General features: G+C 72.2%; 13 protein-coding genes. 8 read left to right on the top strand and 5 right to left on the bottom strand.

Annotated elements, in window-relative coordinates; translation table 11 throughout:
* Positions 1–54 precede the first annotated feature (54 nt).
* Entirely contained in the window at positions 55–3,198 is a 3,144-nt protein-coding gene (locus IE237_RS05265) for a sacsin N-terminal ATP-binding-like domain-containing protein (RefSeq protein ID WP_189800569.1), read from the top strand.
* A gap of 16 nt (positions 3,199–3,214) precedes the next feature.
* On the opposite strand, the gene IE237_RS05260 is transcribed toward IE237_RS05265, so the two are convergent.
* The 3 genes from IE237_RS05260 to IE237_RS05250 form a co-directional block, all read right to left on the bottom strand.
* Positions 3,215–3,577 (bottom strand): peptidoglycan-binding domain-containing protein, encoded by a 363-nt coding sequence (locus IE237_RS05260; protein WP_189800568.1) that lies wholly within the window; start codon positions 3,575–3,577, stop codon positions 3,215–3,217.
* Between the two features lie 163 nt (positions 3,578–3,740).
* Positions 3,741–6,149, bottom strand: a complete 2,409-nt coding sequence (locus tag IE237_RS05255; protein ID WP_189800567.1) for a cation-translocating P-type ATPase — start codon at positions 6,147–6,149, stop codon at positions 3,741–3,743.
* Positions 6,150–6,237: 88 nt separating this feature from the next.
* Positions 6,238–6,513, bottom strand: a complete 276-nt coding sequence (locus IE237_RS05250; RefSeq protein WP_189800566.1) for a DUF2530 domain-containing protein — start codon at positions 6,511–6,513, stop codon at positions 6,238–6,240.
* Between the two features lie 153 nt (positions 6,514–6,666).
* Between IE237_RS05250 and IE237_RS05245 the strand changes: the two genes are divergently transcribed.
* On the top strand, positions 6,667–8,112 hold the full coding sequence (locus tag IE237_RS05245) for an NCS2 family permease (protein ID WP_189800565.1): 1,446 nt from the start codon (positions 6,667–6,669) through the stop codon (positions 8,110–8,112).
* On the opposite strand, the gene IE237_RS05240 is transcribed toward IE237_RS05245, so the two are convergent.
* Positions 8,082–8,312, bottom strand: a complete 231-nt coding sequence (locus IE237_RS05240; protein WP_189800564.1) for a hypothetical protein — start codon at positions 8,310–8,312, stop codon at positions 8,082–8,084. The genes IE237_RS05245 and IE237_RS05240 overlap by 31 nt on opposite strands.
* A gap of 201 nt (positions 8,313–8,513) precedes the next feature.
* Between IE237_RS05240 and IE237_RS05235 the strand changes: the two genes are divergently transcribed.
* Positions 8,514–8,957, top strand: coding sequence for a MarR family winged helix-turn-helix transcriptional regulator (locus IE237_RS05235; protein ID WP_189800563.1), 444 nt, complete (start codon positions 8,514–8,516; stop codon positions 8,955–8,957).
* Positions 8,958–8,983: 26 nt separating this feature from the next.
* Positions 8,984–10,321: an MFS transporter gene (locus IE237_RS05230; protein ID WP_189800562.1), complete on the top strand. Its 1,338-nt coding sequence runs from the start codon at positions 8,984–8,986 to the stop codon at positions 10,319–10,321.
* A gap of 74 nt (positions 10,322–10,395) precedes the next feature.
* Here the strand turns inward: IE237_RS05230 and IE237_RS05225 are convergent, their stop codons facing one another.
* Positions 10,396–10,896 (bottom strand): GNAT family N-acetyltransferase, encoded by a 501-nt coding sequence (locus tag IE237_RS05225; protein WP_189800561.1) that lies wholly within the window; start codon positions 10,894–10,896, stop codon positions 10,396–10,398.
* A gap of 82 nt (positions 10,897–10,978) precedes the next feature.
* Between IE237_RS05225 and IE237_RS05220 the strand changes: the two genes are divergently transcribed.
* The 4 genes from IE237_RS05220 (at position 10,979) to IE237_RS05205 (ending at position 17,420) form a co-directional block, all read left to right on the top strand.
* Positions 10,979–13,234, top strand: a complete 2,256-nt coding sequence (locus IE237_RS05220) for an FG-GAP-like repeat-containing protein (protein ID WP_189800560.1) — start codon at positions 10,979–10,981, stop codon at positions 13,232–13,234.
* Between the two features lie 50 nt (positions 13,235–13,284).
* Entirely contained in the window at positions 13,285–15,567 is a 2,283-nt protein-coding gene (locus IE237_RS05215; protein WP_189800559.1) for an FG-GAP-like repeat-containing protein, read from the top strand.
* Between the two features lie 102 nt (positions 15,568–15,669).
* Positions 15,670–16,254 (top strand): RNA 2',3'-cyclic phosphodiesterase, encoded by a 585-nt coding sequence (gene thpR / locus IE237_RS05210; protein ID WP_189800558.1) that lies wholly within the window; start codon positions 15,670–15,672, stop codon positions 16,252–16,254.
* A 176-nt stretch (positions 16,255–16,430) separates the two neighbouring features.
* Positions 16,431–17,420, top strand: coding sequence for an aldo/keto reductase (locus IE237_RS05205; protein WP_189800557.1), 990 nt, complete (start codon positions 16,431–16,433; stop codon positions 17,418–17,420).
* The last annotated feature ends 43 nt before the right edge of the window (positions 17,421–17,463 follow it).

Here is a 17,463-nt window from a genome sequence, read left to right as displayed (position 1 = left end):
CGCGGTACCTTCGGGCCCCGGGCACTGAGGTCCGGGACCGATCCGCCCCGCAGAGTGGAGTCAGACGTGAGCGTCAGCGTCCGGACGACGACCGACGGAACCGATCCCTTCGGCACCGCACGGCTGCGGCGGGGCGTGCTCGACGCCTGGGGCGCCTCGCCCGCCCGGTTCCGCGAGGACGCCAACGCCGAGGAGGACCTGGCGCTCGGCGGCTACCGCGACCGCCTCGTCGTCGAGCTCGCCCAGAACGCCGCCGACGCCGCCCACCGCGCCGGTGTCACCGGCCGTCTCCGGCTGACCCTGCACCCCGCGGACCACGAGGGCCCCGCCGTCCTCGCCGCCGCGAACACCGGCGCCCCGCTGGACGCCGCGGGCACCGAGTCGCTCTCCACCCTCCGCGCCTCGGCCAAGCGCGAGCAGGCCCACGGCGCCGTCGGCCGCTTCGGCGTCGGCTTCGCCGCCGTCCTCGCCGTCTCCGACGAGCCCGCCGTCCTGGGCCGGCACGGCGGCGTCAGGTGGTCCCTCGCCGAGGCGCGCGAACTGGCCGCCGAGGCCGCCCGGTACAGCCCGGGCCTCGGCGACGAACTGCGCCGCCGCGACGGCCACGTGCCGCTGCTCCGGCTCCCGCTGCCCGCCGAGGGCACCGCGCCCGACGGCTACGACACCGTCGTCGTCCTCCCGCTGCGGGACACCGCCGCCGAGGACCTGGCCGAGCGTCTCCTCGCCTCGGTCGACGACGCCCTGCTCCTCACCCTTCCGGGCCTCGCCGAGATCGTCGTGGAGACGGCCGAGGGCGTACGGACCCTGCGCCGCTCCGAGGACGACGGCTATGTCCGCGTCGACGACTCCGCGACCGGCGGCAACCGCTGGCGGACCGTCACCCACGGCGGCCCCCTCGACGCCGGACTCCTGAAGGACCGTCCGGTCGAGGAGCGGCTCCGCCCGCACTGGTCCGTGACCTGGGCCGTGCCCGTGGATGCCGAGGGGGCCCCGAGGTACCCCCGTACGACCCCCGTCGTGCACGCCCCGACCCCCACCGACGAGCCGCTCGGCATCCCCGCCCTGCTCATCGCGTCCCTCCCGCTCGACACGGCCCGGCGGCACCCGGCGCCGGGGCCGCTCACCGACTTCCTGGTGCAGCGGGCCGCCGACGCGTACGCCGAACTGCTCGCCGACTGGCATCCGGTGACGACGGCGACCCTCGACCTCGTCCCCGGGCCGCTCGGCAAGGGCCCGCTCGACGGGGCGCTGCGCGAGGCGATCCTGGACCGGCTTCCGAGGGTCGCGTTCCTGGCGCCGGCCGCGCCGTCCGAGGAGCTTCCCGCGCTCCGCCCGATCGAGGCGGAGGTCGCGGAGGGCGCGGGCGCGGAGACCGTCGACGTGCTCGCCGAGGTGTTCCCGACCCTGCTGCCCGCCGGACTCGAACGCCGTCCCGAGCTCCGCACGCTCGGCGTCGGCCGCGTCCCCCTGACCGAGGCGATCGACCGCCTGGCCGGGGTGGACCGGGCGCCGACGTGGTGGTGGCGGCTGTACGACTCCCTCGCCGGCGTCGACCCGGACCGCCTGACGGGCCTCCCGGTGCCGCTCGCGGAGACCGCCGAGGGCGCCCGGATCCGTACGACGATCGGCCCCCGTCAGGTCCTCCTCCCGCAGGACCGCACCCCCGCCGAGCTGACCCGGCTCGGCCTGAAGGTGGCGCACCCGGAGGCCGCCCACCCGCTCCTGGAGAAGCTGGGCGCCCTGCCCGCCACGCCCCGCGCGGTCCTGACGACCCCGCAGGTGCGGGCGGCGGTCGCCGGCTCCCTCGACGCGGGGGAGATCTGGGACGAGGACGCGGACGCCCTCGACGCGGAGGAGCTGGCCGACACGGTCCTCGCCCTGGTCCGCGACGCGGAGCTCGACCCCGGCGAGGAGCCGTGGCTCGGCGCGCTCGCCCTCCCCGACGAGGACGGCGAACTCTCCCCGGCGGGCGAACTGGTCCTCCCGGGCTCGCCCTTCGCGGCCGTGATGCGCGAGGACGAACTGGCCTTCGTCGACGCGGAACTGGCGTCCCGCTGGGGCGAGCAGCCGCTCGCCGCGTGCGGGGTGCTCGCGAACTTCGCCCTGGTCCGCGCCACCGACCTGGTCCTCGACCCGGACGAGGTCGAGCCGCGCGAGGGCGACTACCCGGAGCCGGACGACGCGGGCCTCCTCGACGCGGTCGACGTCTGGTGCGAGGACGTCCTGGACCGCCTCCCGGAGACCCCGGTACCCCCCGTGGCGACGGAGATCGTGGCCGTACGGGACCTGGACCTGGTGGACGACGACGCCTGGCCGCAGGCCCTCGCGCTGCTCGCGCAGCCGCCCCTCCGGGACGCCCTGACCCAGCCCGTACGGGTCCTGCTGCCGGACGGCACGACGGAGACCGTCCGCTCGTACACGGCCTGGTGGCTGCGCGACCACCCGGTCCTGGACGGCCGCCGCCCGGCGGGCCTGCGCGCGGCGGGCTCGGACCCGCTCCTCGCCGGCCTGTACGACTCCGCCGACGCGACCGGATTCGAGGACGAGCAGGTCCTGCGCGCCCTGGGCGTCCGCACCTCGGTCGCGGCCCTCCTCGACGAGCCGGGCGGCGCGGTGGAGCTCCTGACCCGTCTCGCGGACCCGTCGCGGGAGGTGACGGGGGTCCAGCTCCACGCCCTGTACACGGCCCTGGCGGACCTGGACCCCGAGCAGGTGACGCTCCCGGACGAACTGCGCGCGGTCGTGGACGGCAGCCTGGTCGTGGTCGACGCCTCCGAGGCCCTGGTGGCAGACGCCCCCGACCTGCTCCCGCTGGCCGGCGACCTCCCCCTCCTCCCGGTCTCCCCGTCCCGCGCGGCCGACCTGGCCGACCTCTTCCAGGTCCGCCGGCTGAGCGAGGCCGTCGCGGCCGAGGTCACGACGGTCGGCGAGGAGCACGAGGTCCCGTCGTCGGTCCACGCCCTCCTGGGCCCCTCGACCCCCTCCTCGTACGTCGAGCACGAGGAACTCCACGCGGGCGGCACCGATCTCGACTGGCGCCGCACCCCCGACGGCGTCGTCCACGCCTCGACCCTGGAGGGCGTGGCGGCCGGTCTCGCCTGGGCGGCCGGCCAGTGGCCCCGCCGCTTCGAGGTGGCGGCCCTCCTGGAGGACCCGTCGAGGACGGCGGAGCTGGCCCGGGACCGCTGGTTCGACTGAGCGGCCCCGTCGCCGGTCAGGTCTGCAGGTAGTTGCACCACCGGTCCAGCGAGCTCCACGTGTACCAGCCGACCACGCCGTCCTGCTCCAGGCCTGCGAAGGCCTGGAACCTCACGACGGCGTCGCGCGTGGCCGGGCCGAACTTGCCGTCCTCCACGAGCGCCAGGCTCGGCTTCCAGGAGTTGAGCTTGCACTGGAGCTCCTGGACCTCCAGGTTGTACCCGGTGATGCCCTGGTACAGCAGCGGCTCGTAGCTGCCGAACATGGCCTGGCAGTACTCGCGGGACGCGTGGGCCGCACCGGCGGTCCCGAGCGTCAGCCCGAGGCTGGAGGTGATGACCAGGGCCGTGGTGCCGAGCGCGGCGAGTGGTCTGCGCATGACATTTCCTTTGCTCTAGAACGGGTGGCGCGGCCGGCCCGGACCGGCGCACACCGCCCCCGAGCCGAAGATCGCAGCCGTACGGTACAGCAGGCGCCGCCGCGCGCCGATGGGCCCAAGTCCCGCTGGAGCGAAGGGTGGAGGAGCTGTGTCCCGGTGAGGGCTACGCCGGGAAGCGGCGGTCCACCCAGCGCCACGCGAGTTCCAGGAGGGCCGCTCCCGCCGCCGCGACGCCGACGGCCGTCCACGGCATCGTCACGCCCACCAGCTTCAGGGCGAAGAAGTCCTGGAGCCAGGGGACGGCGAGGACGAGGAGGAAGGCGCCGGCCATGGCGGCGACGAGGGTGAGGCGCCACCAGGTGTAGGGGCGGGCGATGATCGCGAGGACCCACAGGGAGACCAGGAAGAGCGTGAGGGTCGCCGCGCTGGTCTCGGCGGCCAGGGCGTCCTCGCCCGTGTAGTGGTGACGGGCCAGGAGGTACGTGGTGAAGGTGGCCGCGCCCGCGACGACGCCGCCGGGGATCGCGTACCGCATGACCCGCCGGACGAAGTGCGGCTTCGCGCGTTCCTTGTTGGGGGCCAGCGCGAGGAAGAACGCCGGGATGCCGATCGTGAGGGTGGAGAGCAGGGTCAGGTGGCGGGGGAGGAAGGGGTACTCCACCTGGGAGCAGACCACCAGGACCGCCAGGAGGACCGAGTACACGGTCTTGGTGAGGAAGAGCGTGGCCACGCGCGTGATGTTGCCGATGACGCGGCGGCCCTCCGCCACCACCGACGGGAGCGTGGCGAAGCTGTTGTTCAGGAGGACGATCTGGGCCACCGCCCTCGTCGCCTCCGAGCCCGAGCCCATCGAGACGCCGATGTCCGCGTCCTTCAGGGCCAGGACGTCGTTGACGCCGTCGCCCGTCATGGCGACCGTGTGGCCGTGGGACTGGAGCGCCGCCACCATGTCCCGCTTCTGCTGGGGGGTGACCCGGCCGAAGACCGCGTTCTCGTCCAGGACCTTTGCCATGGCCTCCCGGTCGTCGGGCAGGTGGCGGGCGTCCACCGTGTTCTCCGCGCCCGGCATGTCCAGTTTTCCGGCCACCGCTCCCACCGAGACCGCGTTGTCGCCCGAGATGACCTTGGTGGCGACGTTCTGGTCGGCGAAGTAGGCGAGGGTGTCGGCGGCGTCGGGGCGCAGCCGCTGTTCGAGGACGACGAGCGCGGTGGGGCGGGCGTCGGCGGCGACGTCGGGGGCGTCGAGGTCGTGGGCCGCGCGGGCGAGGAGGAGGACCCGGAGGCCCTGTTCGTTGAGGTGGTCGATCTCGGGGAGCGTCGGGTCGCCGGCCTTCAGGAGGACGTCCGGGGCGCCCAGGAGCCAGGTCGAGTTCTCGCCGTCGCCTTCGCTGAAGGACGCGCCGCTGTACTTGCGGGCGGAGGAGAAGGGCAGGCTCTCCGTGCAGCGCCACTCCACCGTGTCCGGGTAGGCGTCGATGATGGCCTGGAGGGAGGCGTTCGGCCGCGGGTCGGACTCGCCCAGGGCACCCAGCACCTTGCGAACGTACGTCTCGTCGCCGCCGTTCAGGGGGCGGAGTTCCGTGACGTCCATGCCGCCCTCGGTGAGCGTGCCCGTCTTGTCCAGGCAGACCACGTCGACCCGGGCGAGGCCCTCGATCGCCGGGAGTTCCTGCACGAGGCACTGCTTGCGGCCGAGGCGGATCACGCCGATCGCGAAGGCGACGGAGGTGAGGAGGACGAGGCCCTCGGGGATCATCGGGACGATGCCGCCGACCGTGCGGGCGACGGCGTCCTTGAAGTTGTCGTCCTTCACGACGAGCTGGCTGATGACGAGCCCGATCGCGGTCGGGATCATCATCCACGTCACGTACTTCAGGATCGTGGAGATGCCCGTACGCAGCTCGGAGTGGACCAGGGTGAAGCGGGACGCCTCCTCGGCGAGCTGGGCGGCGTACGCCTCGCGGCCGACCTTGGTGGCGGTGAAGGCGCCGCCGCCGGCGACGACGAACGAGCCGGACATCATGCGGTCGCCGGGTTTCTTCACCACCGGGTCCGCCTCGCCCGTGAGCAGTGACTCGTCGATCTCCAGGCTGTCGGCCTCCGCCACCTCGCCGTCCACGACGACCTTGTCGCCGGGGCCCAGCTCGATGAGGTCGCCGAGGACGATCTCGGAGGTGGAGAGTTCGGCGGCGACCCCGTCGCGCCGGACGGTGGGTTTCGCCTCGCCGATGACCGCGAGCCCGTCGAGGGTCTTCTTGGCGCGGAGCTCCTGGACGATGCCGATGCCGGTGTTGGCGACGATCACGAAGCCGAAGAGGCTGTCCTGGATCGGCGCGACCAGCAGCATGATCACCCACAGCACGCCGATGATCGCGTTGAAGCGGGTGAAGACGTTGGCGCGGACGATCTCCGTGGTCGAGCGGGAGCTGCGTACGGGGACGTCGTTGACCTCGCCGCGCGCGACGCGTTCGGCGACCTCGGCGGAGGTCAGCCCGGCGGGGCTGTGCACGACGGGGAGCCCGGTCGCCGTCGTCCCGACGCCGTCCGTGTCGATCTTCGACCGCTGAGTCATGTTCTCGACGGTACGACCGGATTCGGTCGTTCACCTGCCGAGAAGGGCGAAGATCAGACCGGGGGAGGAGCGGAATCGTCCCCTGGTGCTACGCGTGGTCTCCGTCGGCCGTCCGCTGCGCCGCCGCGTGCCGCTTGATCGCCGCGTCCCGCTTGCGTACGTACCAGATGCCGATCAGGCCGAGCCCCGCACCGGCCAGGCAGGTCCACACCCACCAGGTGAGGTCCCGGTCGTCGAACCAGCCGTAGAAGGGGACCTGGACGAGGAAGAGGACGAACCAGAGGATCGTTCCGCCGGTGATGGTGGCGACGACCGGCCCTTCGAGGGGCTCGGGTGCCTCGTGCTTCGGTGTCCACTTCGCCATGGGGCTCAGTTTAGGCCGCTCGTTGCGGTGTCTACGCGCGGAGATGGACGCTCGCTCGTTCATGTGTTCATACTGAAACGGTTTGCCTCTGGCGGGTTCCACTCGTATGAACCGCCAAAAAGGACTTCTCTGAACCTCCGAAGAGGAACCCCCATGAGTACGACGGCCACCGCCAAGGCCACGCCCCCGGAGACCCCTGAACACCCCGTCTCCGGCCTCGACCGCTACTTCAGGATCTCCGAGCGAGGTTCGACCGTCGCCCGCGAGATCCGCGGCGGCTTCGCCACCTTCTTCGCGATGGCCTACATCATCGTGCTGAACCCGATCATCCTCGGCAGCGCCAAGGACATGTACGGGCACCAGCTCGACGGCGGCCAGCTCGTCACCGCCACCGTCCTCACGGCGGCGTTCTCGACGCTCCTCATGGGCGTCATCGGCAACGTCCCGATCGCCCTCGCCGCAGGCCTCGGCGTCAACACGGTCGTCGCGCTCCAGCTCGCGCCGAAGATGTCCTGGCCGGACGCCATGGGCATGGTCGTCCTCGCCGGCGTCGTCGTGATGCTGCTCGTCGCCACCGGTCTGCGCGAGCGCGTCATGAACGCCGTCCCGGTCGGCCTGCGCAAGGGCATCGCGATCGGCATCGGCCTCTTCATCATGCTGATCGGCCTCGTCGACTCGGGCTTCGTCTCCCGCATCCCCGACGCCGCGCACACCACCGTCCCGCTCCAGCTCGGCGGCGACGGTCACCTCACCGGCTGGCCGGTCCTCGTCTTCATCCTGGGCACGCTCCTCACCCTCGCCCTGCTCATCCGCAAGGTGCCGGGCGCGATCCTCATCTCGATCGTCGTCATGACGATCGTGGCGATGGTGATCAACGCGGTCGCGACCGTCCCCTCCTGGGGTCTGACCACCCCGGAGTGGCCCGGCAACCCGGTCGCCTCGCCCGACTTCGGTCTGGTCGGCGAGGTCAGCCTCTTCGGCGGCTTCGGGAAGGTCGGCTTCCTGACCGGCGCCCTCTTCGTCTTCACCGTGCTGCTGTCCTGCTTCTTCGACGCGATGGGCACGATCCTCGGCGTCGGCGACGAGGCCAAGCTGATCGACCGGGACGGCAACTTCCCCGGCATCAACAAGGTCCTCCTCGTCGACGGCCTGGCCGTCGCCTCCGGCGGCGCGACCTCCTCCTCCGCCACCACCTGCTTCGTGGAGTCCACGGCGGGCGTCGGCGAGGGTGCCCGCACGGGTCTGGCCTCGGTCGTGACCGGCGGTCTGTTCTCGGTGGCGCTGTTCCTCACGCCGCTCGCGACCATGGTGCCGTCGCAGGCGGCGACCCCCGCGCTGCTCGCGGTCGGCTTCCTGATCCTGGCCGGTTCGGTCAAGGACATCGACTGGAGCGACTACACCATCGCGGTGCCGGCCTTCCTGGCCATGGTGATGATGCCGTTCACGTACTCGATCACGAACGGCATCGGCATCGGCTTCATCGCCTTCAGCGTGCTGCGTCTCGCGGCCGGCCGCGGCCGTGAGGTCCCGGTGGCCATGTACATCGTGTCGGCGGTCTTCGTCTTCTACTACGCGATGCCGGCGCTCGGCCTCACGTGATCACCGCCGGGCTCAGCGGCAGCTGAACCGTAGAACTTCTCCGTCTCGTCGACCGCGGTCTTGAACCGCTCGTCGAAATCCTCGCGAATGAGCGTCCGGGCCACGTAGTCCTGGACGCTCATTCCTCTTTTCGCGGCGTGACTCCTGAGCCGGTCGAGCAGCTCACCGTCGATGCGCAGGCTGAGCACTGTCGATCCCATGCCGTTCAGGGTCGGGGCAGCCGGGGCTCCTTTGCGTCACTTTCCGGATTCGACTCACTCGTTTGGGTGATACATGGATGCCGAAGCGTGATCTGCCGTGCACCGTGCTGCCACTCTCCGCGCGCGTGACGGGTGTGATCCCCGCTACCTCCGCGTGTTCCTGTTGGTATTTAGACAGAGTAATGAGTTAGGCTAACGAACATGTCAGACCTGTCCCACGGCACCGCCGACGACGCCGCGGCCGTGAACGCGCTCCGCTCCTCCGTCATGCGACTGGGCCGACGCCTCAAGCACCAGCGTGTCGACGAGTCGCTGAGCCCGACCGAGATGTCGGTGCTCGGCACCCTGTCGCTCTGCGGCTCCGCCACCCCCGGCGAGCTGGCGCGCAAGGAGCACGTCCAGCCGCCGTCGATGACCCGCATCGTCGCGCTGCTCGAAGCCAAGGGATTGGTCCGGCTGGAGCCGCACCCCGACGACCGCCGGCAGAAGGTGGTCAGCCAGACCGAGCAGGCCGAAGCCATGCTCGAAGAGTCCCGCCGCAAGCGGAACGCCTGGCTGGCCACCCTCGCCGAGGGCCTGGACGAGGACGAATGGGCGAAGCTGCGCGCCGCCGCCCCGGTCCTGGAGAAGCTCGCCCACCTGTAACCGATGCGCCAAGGAGGCGACGCACTTTGAGTACGGGACCCGGAGCAGACTCCGCACCCGTCCACAAACCCACCCTCAAGACCCGTGGGCGGGGGGAAACCTTCTCCTCGCTCCGCATTCGCAACTACCGGCTGTTCTTCACCGGAGCCATCGTCTCCAACACCGGTACGTGGATGGCCCGGATCACCCAGGACTGGCTGGTCCTGAGCCTCACCGGCTCGGCCGCCGCCGTCGGCATCACGACGGCCCTGCAGTTCCTGCCGATGCTGCTCTTCGGGCTGTACGGCGGTGTCATCGCCGACCGCTACCCGAAGCGGCGCCTGCTGCTCGTCAGCCAGGCCGCCCTCGGTCTCTGCGGGCTCGCGCTCGCCGCCCTCACCCTCTCCGGCTCCATCCAGGTCTGGCACGTCTACCTCATCGCCTTCCTCCTCGGCATGGTGACGGTCGTCGACAACCCGGCCCGGCAGACCTTCGTCTCCGAGATGGTCGGCCGCGACCAGCTCCGCAACGCCGTCTCCCTGAACTCGGCGAACTTCCAGTCCGCGCGGCTCATCGGCCCCGCCGTCGCCGGTGTCCTCATCGCGGGCGTCGGCAGCGGGTGGGCCTTCCTCCTCAACGGCCTCTTCTTCCTCGGGCCCATCGTCGGCCTGCTGCTCATGCGGCCGGCCGAGTTCCACCCGGTGGAGCGCGCCCCGCGCGGCAAGGGGCAGCTGCGGGAGGGGCTGCGGTACGTGGCCGGGCGGCCGGACCTGATCTGGCCGATCGTGCTCGTGGGCTTCGTCGGCACCTTCGGGTTCAACTTCCCGATCTGGCTCACCGCCTTCTCCGGCGACGTCTTCCACGTCGGCGCCGGCGCGTACGGCTTCCTCAACACCCTGATGGCGGCCGGCTCCCTGGTGGGCGCCCTCGCCGCGGCCCGCCGCGGCTCGACCCGGCTGCGGATGCTGGTGATCGCGGCGGCCGTCTTCGGCGTCCTGGAGATCGCGGCGGCCCTGTCGCCGGCGTTCTGGCTGTTCGCGCTGCTGCTCGTGCCGATCGGCATGATCGGCCTCACGGTCAACATCACCGCGAACTCGGCCGTCCAGATGGCCACCGACCCCGCGATGCGGGGGCGGGTGATGAGCCTCTACATGATGGTCTTCGCCGGTGGCACGCCGATCGGAGCCCCGCTGCTCGGCTGGGTCACCGACACGTACGGCGCGCGCGTCGGCTTCGCCACGGGCGGCGTGATCTCGCTCGCGGCGGCGGTCGTCGTGGGCCTGGTCCTGGCCCGGGTCGGCGGCCTGAAGGTCGCGATGGGCTGGCACCACGGGCACCCGCAGGTGCGGTTCGTGGCCCGCGAACGGCTGGCGACCGCGGCCTGACGGCGCGGGCGCGGGTGTACGGCTGAGGGGGCGGGGCGCTGTCGGTGAGGCAGCGCCCCGCCCCCGTCCGCGTCTCAGAACCGCCGCTCCAGCACCTGGCCCGGCCAGTCGCCGACCGCGAACGGCTCGGTGCGGGTGAAGCCCTGGCGCTCGTAGTACGCGACGAGGCGGCCCTCGCTGCCCGCGAAGCAGTCCACGCGCAGGAGCGACACCCCCTGCCGGAGGGTCTCCGCCTCCGCGTGCTTCAGGAGGGCCGCCCCCACCCCGTGTCCGTGGAAGCGCGCGTCCGTCGCCAGGAGTCGGACGTACACCTCGGGCTCGTCGGCGGGCTCGACGTACTGGCCGGGGTGGGGCGTCAGCGTCATCGTGCCCGCCGGTACGCCGTCGATCTCGACGATCCACGGGTCGCCCTCGGACATCGTCCGCTCGACCTGCTCCACCGCCTTCGGCCGCCCGGAGAACGACTCCGTGCCCCACTGCGCGGTGATGCCCTTGCCGTTGAGCCACACCACGGCGCTGTCGAGAATCGCGAGTATCGCGGGGAGGTCCTCCGCCCCGCCCTTTCGGATCTTCATGCCGACGAGGCTAGTCGTACAACCCTTCGACGAGTTCGGCGGTCGTCAAGACCGTAAAGATGTTGTTGGGGAGGAACACACCTTGCGTACAGCTTTGTCTCGTCGTCGTGTCCCGATGTCGGTGGCGGTCGTCCTGGCGGTCGTCGCCTCCGGCCCCTTCCTCGCCCCGGCGGCCGCCGCCGCGGCGCCCGTGGCGGTGACGGCACCCGCCGCCACGACCACCGCCCCCCTCCAGGTCCCCTTCCTGGCCTCCGGCGGACAGGTGATCGGCGCGGGTGCCACCGGGTTCCTCACCCGGGACGCCGACGGGGTCGCGCGCTGGACGCGGTACTCGGACGGCGTCTCCACCGTGATCGACACGACCGGCGGCAGGGTCCTCGGGTCCGCCTCGGACTCCGTGGTGGTCACCTGGCCCAAGCCGCAGCGGTACGGGACCGAGAAGGCGGTCGTGCGCGACATGGCCACCGGCGCCGCACCCGTCACCTTCTCCGCCTTCGACGGGGAGGTCACGGACGCGGTGGGCTCGGCCCTGTTCGACGACGGCCACGAGCTGCACCCGATACTCAGCACCCAGCAGGGCGGTGTCACGACCTCCGGTCGGGTGACCGGCATGACCGACGGCAGCGCGGGCGAGTTCTCCGTCGCGGACAGCCTGCCGGGCACCGCCCTCGGGTTCTACCGCGCCCTCGAACCCACCGGACCGCGCAAGCTGGTGGTCGTCGACATCGCCACCGCCCGCGTCGTCCAGGAGTTCACCGCCGCCGCCGGCGCGACGCTGGGCGGAGCCGCCACGATCACGCAGGACAGCGTCGAATGGACGGAGGACCTGAACGGCACGACCGTCCTCGCGTCGGCGAAGCGCGGCTCGTCCGAGGTCACCCGCGTGCCGCTCACCGCCGACGTTCCGCCCCGTTTCCTGGGCGCGCTGGGCGGCGACTGGTCCGTGCTCGGCGACCGGGGGGCCACCGCCGAGCCGCGCGGGGTCGTGGCCCGCTCCCAGGCGGACGGGACCGCCGTCAAGCTCCTCGACCACGCCGAGAGCGTCATGAAGGCCGCCGACGGCACCCTGCTCGCGGTCGGGACCACCGCCGACCGGGGCGCGGGCGTGTACCGGCTCTCCGTCGTGGACGGGAAGCCGACCGCCGGGCTGATCGCCTCCAGCGGGCAGCCCGGGTCCACCACCCCCCTCACCTACACCGGCCACGGCGTTCCGGCCACCCTCGGCCTCGACGGCGTAGCGAAGACCCGGCTGGGCTGGAAGTTCTCCACCACCGACGCGGACCTCTCGGTCGAGCTCCGGCACAAGGAGTCGGGAGGGCGCTTCACGACGACCGTCCGCCCCCGTGAGACCGGCACCGGGGTCCTCCCCGACGGCTCGCTCGGCTTCGACTGGACCGGGGAACTGGGCAGCGGCACCTACCGGTCGTCCGCTCCGGCCGGGGAGTACGAGTGGACGGTGACGGCCAGGCCCTGGAACGGGATGCCGGCGGTCACGGTCTCCGGCACGTTCACCGTGATCCGTTCGCCCCAGGCGCACGACTACGCGGGCAACGGCTCGCCCGACCTGTTCGCGCGCCGGACGGACGGCAGCCTCGACGCGATCGACACGCTCTGGGACGACGCCACCGGGCGGCTCGTCGACGCGCAGACCCGCGGTTCGACGGTGTGGACGGGCGACTGGAACCGGTACGACCGCGTCGAGGCCGTCGGCGACATCGCCGGTTCCCCGGCCGTCGACATCGTCGCCCGGGACAAGTCCGGCTCCCTGTGGCTGCACGTCGGCGACCCGAGGGCCACCGCCGAACCCGTACGGATCGGCGGCGGCTGGCACATCTACACCCAGCTCGCGGGCGGCAGCGACCTGACCGGTGACGGTCGGGCCGATCTGGTCGCGACGGACACGGCGGGTGACCTGTGGCTGTACAAGGCGACGGGCTCCACGACCGCGCCGTTCGAGGCACGCACGAAGATCGGCTACGGCTGGGGGATCTACAACCAGCTCACCGCCACGGGGAACATCGGCGGCGCCACGGCCGGCGACCTCGTCGCCCGCGACAACGACGGGAAGCTCTGGCTGTACCTGGGCAAGGGCGACGGCACCTTCGCGCCGCGGACGCAGATCGGCGGCGGCTGGAACGTGTACACGGACATCGTCGGCATCGGGGACGCGAACAAGGACGGCCGCCCCGACCTGTACGCCCGGTCGTCGACGGGCACGCCCGCCGCCTCCTTCTACGCCGGTACGGGCGACTGGAAGGTTCCGTTCAAGCCCCGCACCTCCACCGCGGTCGCGGTCGAGGACGAGGACCACGAGACGTACTACAACGTGGCCTTCTGACGGCAGCGCCTCGAAGGAACCTGACCATCCGACAAGGGGAGAACCAAGCTGTGCGTACCGCTCTTTCCCGCCGGCGCCTGACGGTGGCCGTCGGCGTCGTGCTCGCCGCCGTGACGGCGACCTCGTTCACCGCACCGACCGCGATCGCCGCGCCCGCGCCCGCCGCCCTGGCGCCGGCTGCCCAGGCCGCCACCGCGCCGCTCAAGGTCCCGTTCCTGGCCTCGGGCGGTGAGCTGCTCAACGCCGGGAAGACCGGCTTCCTGTCGGAGGACGCCGACGGCACGGCGCGCTGGACGCGGTACGCGGACGGGGTGTCGAAGGTCATCGAGAGGCGCGAGGGCGACTACGTCCTCGGTGGCGGGGCCGGCTCGGACGTCGTCGTGGTCGCCCACGAGGTGAACGAGGCCGGTGCCGAGGAGATCTACACCTCGACCGTGAAGGTCTTCGACATGGCGTCGGGCGCCGCGCCCGTCACCCTCGACCTGAACGCCGGCCCGGAGACCCACGGCTACCTCGCCGCCGTCGCGGGCTCGACCCTCCTGGTGAGCGACCACCCGCGGCAGACGCTGAAGCTGATCGACATCAGCGGCGGGCAGCCGACCGTCCGCACCGTGGGCGACTCGTACTACGAGCCCCGCTGGATGTCCGACACCCTGCCCGACACGGCGGTCGCGCGGAACTACGACGAGGACCTGGTCATCGACCTGAAGACCGGGCAGCAGGTCGGCACGTACCAGTTGGCCCCGGAACCCGACTGGCCGAAGCCGTACGTGCCGAGGTCCTCCTTCCTCAGCCCGACGCACGTGGGCTGGACGGAGCGCACCGACGACAAGCTGGTCCTGGCCACGGCCGTCCGGGGACAGGACGAGGTCGTGCGGACCCCGCTCGGCCCCGACGACTCGACCACGATCACCGGCGGTCTGCTCGGCGACTGGTTCCTGTGGGGCGCCTCCACCGGCAACGCCACCCCGTGGCACGCGTTCTCGGCCCGCTCCCTGAAGGACGGGTCGACGGTGAAGCTCCTCGACCACGCCGAGAGCACCACCCGGGGCCCCGACGGCACCTTCCTCGTCCTCGGCACCACCGCCGCCGACGGCGCGGGCGTCTACCGGGTCGCGGTCGGCGCGGACGGGAAGCCGGCCGCCTCGCTGATCGCCTCCACCGGCGAACCGAACGACGGGGCCACCCCCCTGGCGTACGTCGGAGGCGCCCCGGTCACCGTCGACCTGGACGGGGTCGCCAAGACCCGCCTGTCCTGGAAGTTCTCCACCACACGGGCGGACCTCACCGTCGAGCTGAAGCGCAAGGGCTCGTGGGAGACGTTCGAGACGGTCGTCCGGCCCGCGTCCGGCTCCGGGGCCCACCCGGACGGAAGCCTCGGGTTCGACTGGGCCGGCGAGGTGGAGAAGTGGAGGCCGAGGCCCGCGCCCAACGGCACGTACGAGTGGACGGTCACCGCCCGGCCGTGGAACGGGATGCCGTCGGTCACCACCTCCGGCACCCTCACCGTCACCCGCTCCCCCAAGGCGCACGACTTCGACGACGACGGGGCGCCGGACCTGGTCGCGCGGGACAAGAACGGCTATCTCGACCAGATCGGCACGCGCTGGGACGACGCCACGGGACGGCTCGTCCCGCTGGACAACTCCACCTCGGGGCTGCGCGGCTGGAACATCTACGACCAGGTCGAGTCCGTCGGCGACATCGCCGGTACGAACGCCGCCGACCTGGTCGCCCGCGACCGGGACGGGGTCCTCTGGCTCCACCGCGGCACCGGCAGCCAGACCCGTGTCGGCTACGAGTCCCGGGTGCGGATCGGCGGCGGGTGGAACACGTACACCCGGCTCACGGGTGGGAGTGATCTGACGGGTGACGGGCGGGCCGATCTGGTCGCGACGGACAAGGCGGGTGACCTGTGGCTGTACAAGGCGACGGGTTCCACGACGGCGCCGTTCGAGGCGCGGAGGAAGATCGGCTACGGCTGGGGGATCTACGACCAGATCACGGCCACGGGGAACACCGGCGGTGCCACGGCCGGTGATCTCGTCGCCCGTGACAAGGCCGGGACGCTCTGGCTGTACCTGGGCAGGGGGGACGGCACGTTCGCGCCGCGGACGCGGATAGGCGGCGGCTGGAACGCGTACACGGACGTCGTCGGCATCGGCGACGGCAACAAGGACGGGCGTCCGGACGTGTACGCCCGGACGGCGGCGGGAGCGGCGTACTTCTACGCCGGCACGGGCGACTACAAGACCCCGTTCAAGCCCCGGGCGACCACGCAGGCCGGTGCCGGGAAGGACTCCCTGGGCCGGGTGTACAACCAGGTCTCCTGACGGGTGCGGGGGCGCCGCCCGGCGCCCCCGCACCCTTGTGAGGCCGGCCCGCCGGGCGGCGCGTACCGCCCGGACCTCCGTCCGGCCTGCCAGACTTCCCCCATGAGGCTCTTCGCCGCCGTCGTGCCGCCCCCGGAGTGTCTCGACGAGCTCGGACGCGTCGTCGACCGTCTGCACGGGCTGCCCGGCGCGGACGGGCTCCGCTGGACCTCGCGGCCCGGCTGGCATCTCACCCTCGCCTTCATGGGGGAGGTGGGGGAGGAGCTGCTGCCCGAGCTGCGGGTGCGGCTGGGCCGGGCCGCGCACCGCACGCCCGCGTTCCCGTTGCGGCTGCACGGCGGCGGGCACTTCGGGCGCCGGGCCCTGTGGGCCGGGGTCGCCGGGGACCTGGACACGCTGCGGCTCCTCGCCGAGCGGTCCGACGCCGCCGCGCGCCGCGCCGGGGTCGCGATGGACGAGCACCGGCGCTATCAGGCGCACCTGACCGTCGGGCGGGGACGGGGGGAGGGGGCGCCGCTCCAGCCCTTCCTGGACGAGCTCGGGGGATTCGAGGGCACGCGCTGGCAGGTGACCGAGCTGGCGCTCGTCCGGTCGAACCTGCCGGTGAGCGGGGTGCGGGGCGAGCAGCCCCGGTACGAGACGGTCGACGCCTGGCCCCTTGAGGGGCGGGAGGGGCACTCGGGTTAACCTCGTCGGGTGGACCCGAAGACCCGAAACCGGATCATGGCCGGCGTGCTCGTACTGATGTTCGCGATCATCGCGGTGGCCTCGTTGGCCGGCCAGTAGCCCCCCGTACTCCGCCCTGCCCATGCCGTGGGAAGGGCCTTGCTTCGAGTGCGCTCGAAGCAGTTGGCTTGACGCCCATGGAGTACACGCAGCTCGGACGCACCGGACTCAAGGTCAGCCGACTCGTCCTCGGGACGATGAACTTCGGACCGCAGACGGACGAAGCCACCAGTCACGCCATCATGGACACCGCCCTCGACGCGGGGCTCAACTTCTTCGACACCGCGAACGTCTACGGGTGGGGGGAGAACAAGGGGCGGACGGAGTCGATCATCGGCTCCTGGTTCGCCAAGGGCGACGGCCGCCGCGACCGCACGGTCCTCGCCACCAAGGTCTACGGGAACATGGGCCCCGACGGCGAGGCCTGGCCCAACCACGACAAGCTCTCGGCGCTCAACATCCGCCGGGCCGTCGAGGCCAGCCTCAAGCGGCTGGGGACCGACTACATCGACCTGTACCAGTTCCACCACGTCGACCGCTCGACCCCCTTCGAGGAGATCTGGCAGGCGGTCGACGTCCTCATCCAGCAGGGCAAGGTGCTCTACGCGGGCTCCTCGAACTTCCCCGGGTACAAGATCGCCCAGGCCAACGAGGTCGCGGCCCGGCGGGGCTCGGTCGGGCTCGTCAGCGAGCAGTGCCTCTACAACCTCTTCGAGCGGCGTGCCGAGATGGAGGTGATCCCGGCCGCGCAGGAGTACGGCCTCGGGGTCATCCCCTGGTCGCCGCTGCACGGCGGTCTGCTCGGCGGCGTCCTGAAGAAGGAGACCGAGGGCAAGCGGCGCACCGAGGGGCGCGCGGCGACCACGCTCGCGGACCCGGCGGTGCGGGCGCAGCTCCAGGCCTACGAGGACCTGCTCGACAAGCACGGCCTCCAGCCGGGCGAGGCGGCCCTCGCCTGGCTGCTCACCCGTCCCGGTGTGACGGGCCCGATCGTCGGCCCCCGCACCCCGGAGCAGCTGGCGGGCGCGCTGCGCGCGCTGGAGCTGGAGCTGGGCGAGGAGCTGCTGGCCGGTCTGGACGAGATCTTCCCGGGGCCGGGGCCGTCTCCCGAGGCCTTCGCCTGGTGACGACCGGGTACGGGGTCCGGGACAGGACCCGGGGCCGGGCCCG

Source organism: Streptomyces tanashiensis (assembly GCF_014648895.1).
Classification (GTDB): Bacteria; Actinomycetota; Actinomycetes; order Streptomycetales; family Streptomycetaceae; genus Streptomyces; species Streptomyces tanashiensis.
This window is presented reverse-complemented; position numbering and strand designations above follow the sequence as displayed.

Bases quoted from the DNA above. Each gene is read 5' to 3' on its own strand.
- IE237_RS05260 (WP_189800568.1), bottom strand. From the start codon at position 3,577: ATGCGCAGACCACTCGCCGCGCTCGGCACCACGGCCCTGGTCATCACC.
- IE237_RS05255 (WP_189800567.1), bottom strand. From the start codon at position 6,149: ATGACTCAGCGGTCGAAGATCGACACGGACGGCGTCGGGACGACGGCG.
- IE237_RS05250 (WP_189800566.1), bottom strand. From the start codon at position 6,513: ATGGCGAAGTGGACACCGAAGCACGAGGCACCCGAGCCCCTCGAAGGG.
- IE237_RS05245 (WP_189800565.1), top strand. From the start codon at position 6,667: ATGAGTACGACGGCCACCGCCAAGGCCACGCCCCCGGAGACCCCTGAA.
- IE237_RS05240 (WP_189800564.1), bottom strand. From the start codon at position 8,312: ATGGGATCGACAGTGCTCAGCCTGCGCATCGACGGTGAGCTGCTCGAC.
- IE237_RS05235 (WP_189800563.1), top strand. From the start codon at position 8,514: ATGTCAGACCTGTCCCACGGCACCGCCGACGACGCCGCGGCCGTGAAC.
- IE237_RS05225 (WP_189800561.1), bottom strand. From the start codon at position 10,896: ATGAAGATCCGAAAGGGCGGGGCGGAGGACCTCCCCGCGATACTCGCG.
- thpR (WP_189800558.1), top strand. From the start codon at position 15,670: ATGAGGCTCTTCGCCGCCGTCGTGCCGCCCCCGGAGTGTCTCGACGAG.
- IE237_RS05205 (WP_189800557.1), top strand. From the start codon at position 16,431: ATGGAGTACACGCAGCTCGGACGCACCGGACTCAAGGTCAGCCGACTC.